This is a genomic window from Muricoccus roseus, from assembly GCF_900141905.1.
Classification (GTDB): domain Bacteria; phylum Pseudomonadota; class Alphaproteobacteria; order Acetobacterales; family Acetobacteraceae; genus Roseomonas; species Roseomonas rosea.
Genome location: NZ_FQZF01000005.1, coordinates 158,759 through 170,486, shown reverse-complemented (window position 1 = coordinate 170,486; position 11,728 = coordinate 158,759). Strand labels below are relative to the sequence as shown.

Sequence of the window (11,728 nt, the reverse complement as noted above, 5' to 3'; positions counted from 1 at the left end):
TGTCACGCGCCCCCCTGTCACGCGCCCCCCTGTCACGCGCCGGTGAGTCCCACGCTTTACGCTTGCGGCCGCCCCCCGCCCGGCTGGCACCATGGCCGCAACGAGACGCCTGAGGAGGATGCCGTGACCGTTGCTTCGATCCTGCGGAACAAGGGCGCCGAGGTGGTCAGCCTCTCCCCCCGCGCCACCCTCGCCGAGGCCGCCCGCCTGCTGGTCCGCCACCGCATCGGCGCCGTGCTCGTGCGGGAGGGGGAGGGCGAGCCGGACGGCATCCTCTCCGAGCGCGACATCGTCCGAGTCTTCGCCGAGCAGGACGGCCAGGCCGGCGCCATGACCGCCGCCGAGGCCATGACCCGCGTCCTCTACACCGTCACCCCCGAAACCCCGATCGAGCGGGCGCTGGAGATGATGACCGACCGCCGCGTCCGCCACCTGCCGGTGCTGGTGGACGGCCGGGTGCTGGGCATCGTCTCCATCGGAGACCTGGTGAAGGCCCGGATCGAGGCCGCGGTCGGCGAGGTCGCCGCCCTCCGGGACTATGTGACCGCCGCCGGCTGACCAGGAGGCTGGGGACGGACCTGGGCAGAGGCCGCCGCGCCGGGGGGGCTGGCCCCCCGGCGGCCTTGGTGGCAAGGGCAGGGGACGCGCCGGACCGCCGGCGCGCCTGCCAGCCCGCGAGTCCGCCATGCCCCGCCCAGAGCACGTCCTCACCCTGTCCTGCCCGAACCGCCCGGGCATCGTGGCCGCCGTGGCCACCACCATCTTCGAGCAGGGCGGCAATATCCGCGAGGCGCAGCAATACGACGACGTCGAGAGCCGCCGCTTCTTCGCCCGCATCACCCTGGACCACCCGGAGAACGCGCTGGACGTCCCCGCCCTCCGCACCGGGCTGGAAGCCGTCGCCGAACGCTTCTCGATGCAATGGACCCTGCGGGACCGCGCGCAGAAGCGGAAGGTCGTGGTCCTCGTCTCGAAGTTCGACCACTGCCTGGCCGACATCCTCTACCGCTGGCGCCTCGGCGAGCTGCCCATGGAGCTCGTGGGCGTCATCTCCAACCACCCGCGCGAAACCTACCAGCACCTCGACTTCGCGGACGTTCCCTTCCACCACCTGCCCGTCACCAAGTCCACGAAGATGGAACAGGAGGCCGAGGTCTGGCGCGTCATCCGCGAATCCGGCGCCGAGCTGGTCATCCTCGCCCGCTACATGCAGGTCCTGTCCGACGGCCTCGCCGCGAAGCTGGCCGGCCGCTGCATCAACATCCACCACTCCTTCCTGCCCGGCTTCAAGGGCGCGCGCCCCTACCACCAGGCCCATGCCCGCGGCGTGAAGCTCATCGGCGCCACCGCCCATTTCGTCACCGCCGACCTCGACGAAGGCCCGATCATCGAACAGGACGTCGAGCGCATCTCCCACAACGACACGCCGGACGACCTCGTCCGCCAGGGCCGCGACATCGAGCGCCGCGTCCTCTCCCGCGCCCTGCTGTGGCAGCTGGAGGACCGCATCCTGCTCAACGGCGCGCGCACCGTGGTGTTCCGGGACTGAGCCACCCCGGGGGGAAGAGGCCCCCTTCCGGCAGGGCGCCGGAGGCTCCGGGCCTCCCGCCCCCCTGGCCCGGCGCCGGCGGTCTGGCCTCCGCGCTCATTGCGCGCCCGGGCGCGCAATGAGCGGCGGCTGCCCGTCCACGCGACCTGGCGTGGATCAGGGAAGGATTCGCGAGGAGGCGCTTCCTTCCCGCCGGATCACGGAGAAGCTCCCGTCCGTCTCCAGGACCGCCGCGGCCACATCGTCAAGCGAAGCGATGCCCTGCGCCCGCGCCGCGGCCCGCACCTCGTCCCGGGTCACGCGTTCCCGCCGCATCGCCCCGTCCAGAAAGCGGCCGTCGTGCAGCAAGAGGCACGGCTCCGCCTTGACCAGCCTCCGCACCCGGTCCGAACGGACCGAGAGCCAGGTGATGGCGAATTGCAGCAGGACGAGAAGCGCGAAGGCCAACAGGCCCTCGGCCAGCGCGACGTCCTTGCTCAGCAGCACGGTCGCGAGGGTAGAGCCGAGCGCGACCGTCACGACGAGGTCGAAGGCGTTCATCTTGGAAAGCGTGCGCTTCCCCGTCACCCGCAGCAGCAGCACCAGCGCGGCATAGGCAAGGGTGCCGACCACGAGGACCCGCAGCAGCCCCGTCCAGCTGTCGAAAAACATGCCGCCTCCCCGCCGCCCGCTCTGCCTCAACCTTCGGGGTGCCTTGCCGTTGCGACGACGCGGCGCATTCGGCCGGGTGGCGGGGAGAAGCCATGAGAAGAAGCGGCGAGGAGCGCCCGCCCGCCCGCAGGCCCGCCACGGCCCGGCGCGAAGCCCGCCCCGGTTCCGCATGAGCACCGGCCTGCGCGAGCGGCTGGAGGCGCTCGGCGATGCCTTCTGGCTCCGCCCCGCGATCCTCGTCCTCCTGGGGGTGCTTCTGGGCGAGGGCGCGGTCTGGGCCGAGCAGTCGGGCTGGGCCGCCGCCCTTCTCCCCAAGGGCTGGCTCTATGCGGGCGGCGAGGCGGGCGCCCGGGCCCTGCTGGGCGCCATCGCCACCTCCACCATCGGCGTCGCGGGCACCACCTTCTCCATCACGGTCGCCGCGCTCTCCCTCGCCTCGGGCCAGATGGGGCCGCGGCTGCTGCGGAACTTCATCCGGGATGCCGGGAACCAGGCGGCCCTGGGTGTCTTCCTCGGCACCTTCGTCTATGCGCTGGTCGTGCTGCGCACCGTGCGGTCGGTGGAGGAGGGGAGCTTCGTGCCCCATCTGGGCGTCACGGGTGCCCTCCTCCTCGCCCTCCTCTGTGTCGGGACGCTCACCTGGTTCGTCCACCACATCGCCTCCGGCATCAATGTGGAGACCGTGATCGGCACCGTCCATGCCGAGCTGCGCGAGGCGGTCGCCCGCGTGACCCTCGACCAGCCCCCCGACCAGCCCCCCGACCAGCCCCCCGACCAGCCCCTTGGCGGGCCCCTTGGCGGGCCAGACCCCGCCAGGTTCGCCATGCCCGCGACGGGCGCCCCCGTCCTCGCGGAGGCGGGCGGCTATCTCCGCGCCCTGGACGAGGAGGAACTCGCGGACTGGGCCGCGGAGCGGGGCGCCACCCTCGATCTCCTCCTGCGTCCGGGAGACTACGTCTTCCCCGGCGTGCCCGTGGCCAGGGTGTCGCCCCCCGCGCAGGCCGAGGCGGCCGCCGGGCCGATCCGGGCGGCCATGAGCCTGGGCGACCGGCGGGCCGCGGCGCAGGACCTCGAATTCGCCGTGCGGCAACTCGCGGAGGTGGCGGTCCGTGCCCTCTCGCCCGGCATCAACGACCCCTTCACGGCCATCGCCGTGCTCGACCGCTTCGGGGACGTGCTCTGCGGAATGGCGGGCCGGCACCTGCCGGGGCGGGCCGTGTTCCGGGCCGGGCGCGCCGTCCTGTTCCGCCGCGCCGTGGACTACGACGGGTTGCTCGACGCGATGCTCCACATGCTCCGGCAGAACGGCGCCGGCTCCGCCGCCGTCCTCCTGCGGCTGATGGAAATGCTCGGCGCCGTCCTCGCGGTGGAGCAGGCGCCGGCGCGCCGCGCCGCGCTGCGGCGCCATGCCGAGCTCGCCCTCGCCCTTGGGCGCCAGACGCTGCAGGAGCAGGCCGCGGTGTCCGATCTCGAGGCGCGCCATGCCGCCCTGCCGCGGGGCGCCTGACCGGCGCGCCCGGCCAAGCCCAGGCGTGCCCCCTTTTCGCCCGCCCGGGCCAAACTCCCCGAGCACGCCAGCCCCGCCCGCCCTGCGCTTGACCTCAGGGAAGGGGGGTGCCACCTCTCCGGCCCCTCTTTTTTCTCCGAGTAAGGCCAAGCCCGCCCCCATGCCCGCGATCACGCTGCCCGACGGTTCCGTCCGATCCTTCGACGGGCCTGTCACGGGCACTACCGTGGCCGCGTCCATCGGGCCCGGCCTCGCCAAGGCGGCGCTGGCCATGGAGGTGGACGGCGTCCTGCGCGACCTTTCCGTCCCCATCGAGTCCGACGCGCGCCTCCGCTTCATCACGCGCCGGGACCCCGAGGCGCTGGGCATGATCCGCCACGACGCCGCCCATGTGCTGGCCGAGGCGGTGCAGGAACTCTTCCCCGGCACGCAGGTCACCATCGGCCCGGCCATCGAGAACGGCTTCTACTACGACTTCGCCCGCAACCAGCCCTTCACGCCCGAGGACTTCCCGGCCATCGAGGCGAAGATGCGGGAGATCATCGCCCGCAACGCCCCCTTCGAGCGGGAGGAGTGGCCGCGCGAGCAGGCCATCGCCTTCTTCGAGGACAAGGGCGAGCGCTTCAAGGCCGAGCTCATCCGGGACCTGCCCGAGAGCGAGACGATCAGCATCTATCGCCAGGGCGAGTGGCTGGACCTCTGCCGCGGCCCCCATATGCGCTCCACGGGCGACATCGGCGGCGCCTTCAAGCTGCAGAAGGTGGCCGGCGCCTATTGGCGCGGGGACCACCGCAACCCCGTCCTGTCGCGCATCTACGCCACCGCCTGGCGCGACCAGAAGGAACTGGACGCCCATCTCCACCAGCTGGAGGAGGCCGAGAAGCGCGACCACCGCAAGATCGGCCGCGAGATGGACCTCTTCCACCTGCAGGAAGAGGCCACGGGCTCCATCTTCTGGCACCCCAAGGGCTGGCGCCTCTACCGCACGGTGGAAAGCTACATGCGCCGCCGGCTGGACGCCTCGGGCTATGACGAGGTGAAGACCCCCCAGCTGCTGGACCGCAAGCTCTGGGAAGCCTCCGGCCACTGGGAGAAGTTCCGCGAGAGCATGTTCATCGCGACGGTGGAGGACGAGTCCGAGAAGGATCGCGTCCTGGCCCTGAAGCCCATGAACTGCCCCTGCCATGTCCAGATCTTCAACCAGGGCATCCGCAGCTACCGCCAGCTCCCGCTCCGCATGGCCGAGTTCGGCGCCTGCCACCGCTACGAGCCCTCGGGCGCCCTCCACGGCATCATGCGCGTCCGCGCCTTCACGCAGGACGACGCCCACATCTTCTGCACCGAGGACCAGATCGCGGCCGAAACCGTCCGCTTCGTCGCCCTGCTCTCCTCCATCTACCGCGACTTCGGCTTCCAGTCCTTCCGCGTGAAGTTCTCCGACCGCCCGGCCACCCGCGCCGGCACGGACGAGACCTGGGACCGCGCCGAGGGCGCCCTGCGCGAGGCCTGCGCCACCGCCGGCGTCGAATACGAGCTGAACCCGGGGGAGGGCGCCTTCTACGGCCCCAAGCTCGAATTCGTCCTGCGCGACGCCATCGGCCGCGACTGGCAGTGCGGCACCCTCCAGGTGGACTTCGTCCTGCCGGAGCGCCTGGACGCTGAATATGTGGGCGAGGACGGCGCCAAGCACCGCCCCGTCATGCTCCACCGCGCCATCCTCGGCAGCTTCGAGCGCTTCCTCGGCATCCTCATCGAGGAACATGCCGGCCGCTTCCCGCTCTGGCTCGCCCCCACCCAGGTGGTGGTCGCCTCCATCGTCGATGACGCCGCCCCCTTCGCCGAGGAGGTGGCCGAGACCATGCGCGCCGCCGGCCTCGCGGTCTCGACCGACATCCGGAACGAGAAGATCAACCGCAAGGTGGCCGAGCATATCGAGGCCCGCGTCCCCATCCTGGCCGTGGTCGGCCGGCGGGAGGCCGAGGAGCGCAACATCGTCCTCCGCCGCCTCCCCGGGCGGGAGCAGGAGACCCTGCCGCTCGCCGAGGCCATCGCCCGGCTGGTGGCCGAGGCCGCGCCCCCGGACCAGCAGGGCAGCTTCGCCACCACCGATGTCGGGGCCTGACACCCCCGCTCCGCGCCGCCGCCCGGCCACTCAGCCCCGGAAACCGGCTTGACCTTTGAGCGCGGCGGTTGCAGACGCGACCATCGCGCACCATAAATCCGCTACGACCACCACGACAGGAGACTACCCTGGCCCGAGGCCCAATGCCCAACACCCTCCCGACCCGCGACGGACCGCGGGTAAACGAGGAGATCCGCGCGCCCCAGGTCCGATTGATCGACCAGGAAGGGGAGATGATCGGCGTGATGAGCGCGCGCGACGCCCTCGCGCGCGCCTATGAAGTCGGCATGGACCTGCTGGAGATCAGCCCGAACGCCGAGCCTCCGGTGTGCAAGATCACCGACTTCGGCAAGTTCAAGTACGAGCAGCAAAAGAAGGCCAACGAGGCGCGCAAGCGCCAGAAGGTCGTCGAGATCAAGGAAATCAAGGTTCGTCCGAATATCGACGACCACGACTACGAAGTGAAGATGAGGCAGATGAAGGGCTTCATCGAGGAAGGCGACAAGGTGAAGGTCACCCTGCGCTTCCGTGGCCGTGAAATGGCCCACCAGGACCTCGGCGCGAAGGTGCTGGAGCGGATCCGGAACGAAATGGCCGAGACCGTGAAGGTCGAATCCATGCCCCGCCTGGAAAACCGGCAGATGATCATGGTGCTGGCGCCCAAGTAGGCGCCCGCCCTTTCGGCCCGAAAAGCCGGCGGCCTCCCCCAACGCGACCGGGGGGAGGCCGCCGGCTTTTTCGTGCCCGCTCCCCGCTACCCCACCCGAATCCCCAGCCGGCCCAGCCGCGTCGCCTCCGCCGCATTCACCGCCCCGGGCGGCACCTGCCCCGCCGCCAGCGCGGCCACCTGCCGCACCGTGTCGAAAGCCTGGTGCGCCACCGCCTCCGGCGTCAGCCCACCGACATGCGGCGTCGCCACCACATCCGCCCGCCGGGCGAGGAAGGGGGAGGGCATCTGGTCCGGCGCCCGCCCCACATCCATGGCCGCCCCGGCCAGGTGCCCGCTCTCCAGCGCCCGCTCCAGCGCCGCCTCGTCCACCAGCTCCCCCCGGGCGAGGTTGAGGAAGAAGCTCCCCGGCCGCATCGCGCCGAAGGCCGCCGCATCCATCAGCCCCTCCGTCTCCGGCGTCGCCGGCGCCAGGCAGATGACGAAATCCGCCGCCCCCAGCAGCGCCCGGAAGCCGAGCTGCTCCACCCCCTCCGCCTCCACCCGCTGCCCCGGATCGGTCACCAGCACCCGCATGCCCAGCGCCAGCCCCAGCGCCGCCACCCGCCGCCCGATCGCGCCATAGCCGATGATCCCCAGCGCCGCCCCGGCCAGCTGCCGCCCCGGGCGCACCGGCGGCGCCTCGCCCGCGCGATAGGCCGCGCTGGCCGCGCCCAGCCCCCGCGCCAGCTCCACCATCATTCCCACCGCCAGCTCCGCCACGGAATCCACGAAGCCCGGCGTCGCACGCCCCACCAGCACCCCGTGCCGGCTCGCCGCCGCCACGTCGATGTTGCGGATGTCCACCGCCACCCGCAGGAAGGCCACGCAGTCCGGCAGCATCCCGAACAGCCCGGCATCCCCGGCCGCCATCCGGTCCGCCACGATCACCTCGCAGCCTCGCGCCATCTCGGCCAGCCGCGCGGCGGGCAGGGGCGAGCCCTCCGGGTTCAGCAGCACCGTCCCATGCCCCCGCAGCGCCTCAAGCGCCGCATCGGGGTAGTAGTTCGCCCGCGCCTCCGGGGTATGGGTGAGGAAGATCCGCATGCGCCGCTCCCCGGCCTGCCAGGCCCGCCCCGCCATGCTATCCCGGTTCCCGTCCAGGAACCGAAAGGCAGGAGAACCCATGCCGGTCTATGCGCTCGACGACGCCACACCCACCCTGCCAGCCCCAGGCCGCTACTGGGTCGCGCCCGACGCCCATGTCATCGGCGACGTCACCCTGGGCGAGGATGTCGGCTTCTGGTTCGGCGCCGTGGCCCGCGGCGACGGCACGCCCATCCGCATCGGCGCCCGCACCAACATCCAGGAAGGCGCCATGCTCCACGCCGACCCCGGCGCGCCGCTCACCATCGGCGCCGACGTCACCGTCGGCCACCACGCCATCCTCCACGGCTGCACCGTCGGCGACACCTCCCTCATCGGCATGGGTGCCACCGTGCTGAACAAGGCCCGCATCGGCTCCCACTGCATCGTCGGCGCCAACGCCCTGGTCACCGAAGGCAAGGAATTCCCCGACTTCTCCCTCATCGTCGGCGCCCCGGCCCGCGTGGCCCGCACGCTGGACCCCTCGATCGTGGAAAACCTCCGCCGCTCCGCCGCCCATTACGTCGCCAACTGGCGCCGCTTCGCCGCCGGCCTGCGGCGGATCGATTAGGGGGCCCCCGGGGAGGCGCCGCCTCCCGGACCCTCCGCCGGGGTGGCAGCGGCCACCCCGGACCCCGCGTCAAGCCTGCCGGGGATGCGATGCCGCCTGTTGCGCCGCAGGCATTTTACTCAGGCCGCGCTTGCTGCCGCTTCAGTCGCCTGAGGTCATCGACCTCAGGCGCACCGCCAGCCCCGCATTCCACGGCAGTCTTCCAAAAGAAGAAGAGGGAGGGTCCGGGAGGGAGAATTCCTTCTCCCTCCCGGGGGCCACCCCGAACCGCCCTACCGGTTCGCCAGCTCCACCAGCGCCGCCGCCAGCACCCGCGCCCCCGCGGCAAGCTGTCCCGGCGTGGAGTATTCGGCGGGGTTGTGGCTCACCCCCTTGCGGCAGGGCACGAAGATCATCCCGCTCGGGCAGAGCGGCACCATGAACTGCGCGTCGTGGAAGGCCCCGCTCGGCATGCGGATGCTCGAAAGCCCCTGCGCCGTCGCCGCATCCTCCACCGCATCCGTCACCAGCGCGTCGAACTCCACCGGCAGCGCGTGGAAGCGCTCCGTCACCGTCACCTCGCAATTCTTGATCGCGCTGCGGATGGTCGGCTCGATCGCGTCGCCATTGGCGATCAGCATGTCCTTGTCCGGGTGCCGGAAGTCGATGGTGAAGCGCACGGTATCCGCCACCGTGTTCGAGGTGTTCGGCAGCACCTCGATCTGCCCCACGGTGAAGCGCAGCACGTCGGTCGGGTCCGTCATCAGCGCGTTCAGCGCCGTGATGGCGCGGATCATGTCCTGCACCGCATCCTTGCGCAGCGAGAGCGGCGCCGTGCCCGCATGGGCCGTCTCCCCCCGCAGCTCCACGATGAACCACCGGCTCCCCTGGATGCCGGTCACCACGCCGATATCCTTCCCCTCCGTCTCCAGCCGCGGCCCCTGCTCGATATGGGCCTCCAGATAGGCGAAGGGCTTGCCGCCCAGCGGCCGGCGCTTGAGGTCCGCCTCGGCCTTCAGGTGTTCGTCCAGCGCCTGCCGGAAGGTCACCCCCGCCGGGTCCGCCACCGCGTCCCAGCTGTTGGAGGGCTTGAAATGCGCATAGGCCATGCTGCCCATGCAGCCCGGCGCGAAGCGCCCGCCCTCCTCATTCGTCCAGGCCACCACCTCGATCGGGCGCCGCGTCGCCACCCCCGCCTCGCGGATGGCCTGCACCGCCTCCAGCGCCGCGATCACGCCCCAGATCCCGTCGAACCGCCCGCCATTCGGCTGGGTGTCCATATGGCTGCCGGTCAGCACCGGCGCCGCATCCGCCTCGCTGCCCTCATGCCGCAGGAACAGGTTCCCGATCTCGTCCAGCGTCACCGTCAGCCCCAGCCCCTGCGCCCAGGAAATCAGCAGGCGCCGCGCCTCCCGGTCCAGCGGCGTCAGGCAGGCGCGGTTCACCCCGGGCTCCCCGTCGGCCCCGGTGATGGCGCCCAGCCGCGCCATCTGCATCAGCCGGTCCCATTGCCGGGCCTCGTCCACGGCCGCGATCAGGTTCGGGGCGGTGCTGCTGCTCATCTCTGTCCTTCCGGGGCTGGGCCTCGGCTCATTTGCGGTGGCGGCACCGCCGAGATCAACCCGCGCCGCTTGATTTCACGCAAAGCGCCCGGCACGCCCCATGCTACGCGGGGAGAAGGGCAGGGGGGGGCGAACCATCCCCCGCCCACCCCAACACCACCGGAACCCGCCATGCCGGACGCCACCCAAGCCCTGACCGACCTGGCCGAGGAGGCCCGGCGCCAGCTTGCCCTGCTCGACTACCCCCGCAACCCCTGGGTTCCCCCGCATGGGGAGGGCGTGCTGGACGTCGCCATCATCGGCGCGGGCCAGACCGGCCTCGTCACCGCCTTCGGCCTGCTGCGCGAACGCGTGCAGCGCGTCCGCGTCTTCGACGCCGCCCCGCGCGGCCGCACCGGAGTATGGACCACCTTCGCCCGCATGCGGACCCTCCGCACCCCCAAGCACGTCACCGGCCCCGATCTTGGCATCCCCGCCCTCACGCCCCGCGCCTTCTTCACGGCGCGCGACGGCGCCGCGGCCTGGGAGGCGCTGGGCAAGATCGGCCGCGTGGACTGGCAGGCTTATCTCGACTGGCTGGAGGCGACCCTCGACCTCCCCGTCACCCATGGCCACCGCCTGCTCCGCATCGGCGAAACCGCGGCCAACGAGCCCCTGCACCTCACCTTCGGCACGGCGGAAGGGGAGGTGGTCATCCGCGCCCGCAAGCTCGTGCTCGCCACCGGCATGGACGGCATGGGCGGCTGGTCCATCCCCGCGCCCTTCGACGAACTGCCCGCCCACCGCGTCTCCCACACCTCCGGCCCCGTGGATTTCGCGGCCCTCGAAGGCCAGCGCGTCCTCATCATCGGCGCCGGCGCCTCCGCCTTCGACAACCTCGCCACCGCTCTCGAAACCGGCGCCGCCCGGGGCATCATGCTCGTCCGCCGCGCCCGGATGCCGCGCGTGAACCCCTTCCGCTGGATGGAGCAGTCCGGCTTCCTCGGCCAGCTCTACGCCATGCCGGACGCGCTGCGCTGGCGCTTCATGCAGCACATCTTCGCCCTCAACCAACCGCCGCCCCAGGAGTCCTGGAACCGCGTCGCCGCCGACCCGCGCTTCGAGATCCACATGGGCAGCCCCGTCCTCGCGGCGCGGGAGGAAGGCGGCGAGGTCGTCGTCACCACCCCGCGCGGCGAGCACCGCGCCGACCACGTCATCATCGGCACCGGCACCAGCTTCGACCTCGCCCTCCGCCCCGAGCTCGCCCCCTTCGCCGACCGCATCCTCCTCTGGCGCGACGCCTTCACCCCGCCGCCCGGCCAGGAATCCCCCCAGCTCGGCGCCTGCCCCTATCTCCGCGACGACTTCTCCCTGCGCGAGAAGCTCCCGGGCGCCGCGCCCTTCCTCGCGCACATCCACATGATCAACTACGGCTCCACCGCCTCCATGGGCCTCTCCGGCGCCACCATCAGCGGCATGAAATACGGCACCCTCCGCCTCGTGGACGGCCTCTGCCGCCGCTTCTGGCTCGAGGACGCCCAGCACCACCTCAACAGCCTGCTCACCTATGCCGAGCACGAGCTGACCAGCGACATCCCCGGCGAAATCCTGGCGGAGGCCGCCGAATGAAGCCCTCCGCCCTCTCCACCCATGTGCTCGACACCGCCAACGGCATCCCCGCCGCCGGCATGGCGCTGGAACTCTGGCGCATGGAGCCCGAACCCGCGCTCCTCGCACGCACCGTCACCAACGCCGACGGCCGCACCGACGCCCCCCTCCTGACCCCCGAATCCTTCCGCCCCGGCCGCTACGAGCTCCGCTTCGACGTCGGCGCCTACTTCGCCGCCCGCGGCGAAGACCCGGGCTATCTCGGCACTGTCACCCTCAACGTCGGGCTGAAGGCTGAGGCCGGCCACTACCACGTGCCGCTCCTCTGCTCGCCCTGGTCCTACTCCACCTATCGCGGAAGCTGACCCGCCGGAGGGCTCCGCCCTCCGCCCGCCAAGGGCCTGA

At 71.8% G+C, this 11,728-nt stretch carries 11 protein-coding genes; 8 read left to right on the top strand and 3 right to left on the bottom strand.

The window, feature by feature from the left end; all coding sequences use genetic code 11:
* The first annotated feature begins 123 nt into the window (after positions 1-123).
* Together BUB97_RS05830 and purU are read left to right on the top strand one after the other, a co-directional pair.
* Positions 124-558, top strand: coding sequence for a CBS domain-containing protein (locus BUB97_RS05830; protein ID WP_073132553.1), 435 nt, complete (start codon positions 124-126; stop codon positions 556-558).
* Between the two features lie 127 nt (positions 559-685).
* The gene (gene purU, locus BUB97_RS05825) at positions 686-1,549 is read left to right on the top strand and encodes a formyltetrahydrofolate deformylase (protein ID WP_073132551.1); all 864 of its coding nucleotides are present in this window, start codon (positions 686-688) and stop codon (positions 1,547-1,549) included.
* Between the two features lie 156 nt (positions 1,550-1,705).
* Here the strand turns inward: purU and BUB97_RS05820 are convergent, their stop codons facing one another.
* The gene (locus BUB97_RS05820; protein ID WP_073132549.1) at positions 1,706-2,200 is read right to left on the bottom strand and encodes a DUF421 domain-containing protein; all 495 of its coding nucleotides are present in this window, start codon (positions 2,198-2,200) and stop codon (positions 1,706-1,708) included.
* 169 nt (positions 2,201-2,369) lie between these two features.
* On the opposite strand from BUB97_RS05820, the gene BUB97_RS05815 reads away from it, so the two are divergent.
* The 3 genes from BUB97_RS05815 (at position 2,370) to infC (ending at position 6,497) form a co-directional block, all read left to right on the top strand.
* Entirely contained in the window at positions 2,370-3,707 is a 1,338-nt protein-coding gene (locus BUB97_RS05815) for a DUF2254 domain-containing protein (protein WP_073132547.1), read from the top strand.
* 160 nt (positions 3,708-3,867) lie between these two features.
* On the top strand, positions 3,868-5,829 hold the full coding sequence (thrS, locus tag BUB97_RS05810) for a threonine--tRNA ligase (RefSeq protein ID WP_073132545.1): 1,962 nt from the start codon (positions 3,868-3,870) through the stop codon (positions 5,827-5,829).
* Between the two features lie 143 nt (positions 5,830-5,972).
* Positions 5,973-6,497, top strand: coding sequence for a translation initiation factor IF-3 (gene infC, locus BUB97_RS05805; protein WP_073132543.1), 525 nt, complete (start codon positions 5,973-5,975; stop codon positions 6,495-6,497).
* 86 nt (positions 6,498-6,583) lie between these two features.
* On the opposite strand, the gene BUB97_RS05800 is transcribed toward infC, so the two are convergent.
* Complete coding sequence (locus BUB97_RS05800) at positions 6,584-7,618, bottom strand: NAD(P)-dependent oxidoreductase (RefSeq protein ID WP_245818202.1); 1,035 nt, start codon at positions 7,616-7,618, stop codon at positions 6,584-6,586.
* A gap of 43 nt (positions 7,619-7,661) precedes the next feature.
* On the opposite strand from BUB97_RS05800, the gene BUB97_RS05795 reads away from it, so the two are divergent.
* Positions 7,662-8,192 carry a gamma carbonic anhydrase family protein gene (locus BUB97_RS05795; RefSeq protein ID WP_073132541.1) on the top strand — a complete coding sequence of 177 codons (531 nt, stop codon included), beginning with the start codon at positions 7,662-7,664 and terminating at the stop codon, positions 8,190-8,192.
* A 272-nt stretch (positions 8,193-8,464) separates the two neighbouring features.
* On the opposite strand, the gene BUB97_RS05790 is transcribed toward BUB97_RS05795, so the two are convergent.
* Positions 8,465-9,733 (bottom strand): M20 family metallo-hydrolase, encoded by a 1,269-nt coding sequence (locus BUB97_RS05790; protein WP_073132539.1) that lies wholly within the window; start codon positions 9,731-9,733, stop codon positions 8,465-8,467.
* A 171-nt stretch (positions 9,734-9,904) separates the two neighbouring features.
* Between BUB97_RS05790 and BUB97_RS05785 the strand changes: the two genes are divergently transcribed.
* Together BUB97_RS05785 and uraH are read left to right on the top strand one after the other, a co-directional pair.
* On the top strand, positions 9,905-11,344 hold the full coding sequence (locus BUB97_RS05785) for a SidA/IucD/PvdA family monooxygenase (RefSeq protein WP_073132537.1): 1,440 nt from the start codon (positions 9,905-9,907) through the stop codon (positions 11,342-11,344).
* Positions 11,341-11,688: a hydroxyisourate hydrolase gene (gene uraH / locus BUB97_RS05780; protein ID WP_073132535.1), complete on the top strand. Its 348-nt coding sequence runs from the start codon at positions 11,341-11,343 to the stop codon at positions 11,686-11,688. Before BUB97_RS05785 ends, uraH begins: the two co-directional genes overlap by 4 nt.
* The last annotated feature ends 40 nt before the right edge of the window (positions 11,689-11,728 follow it).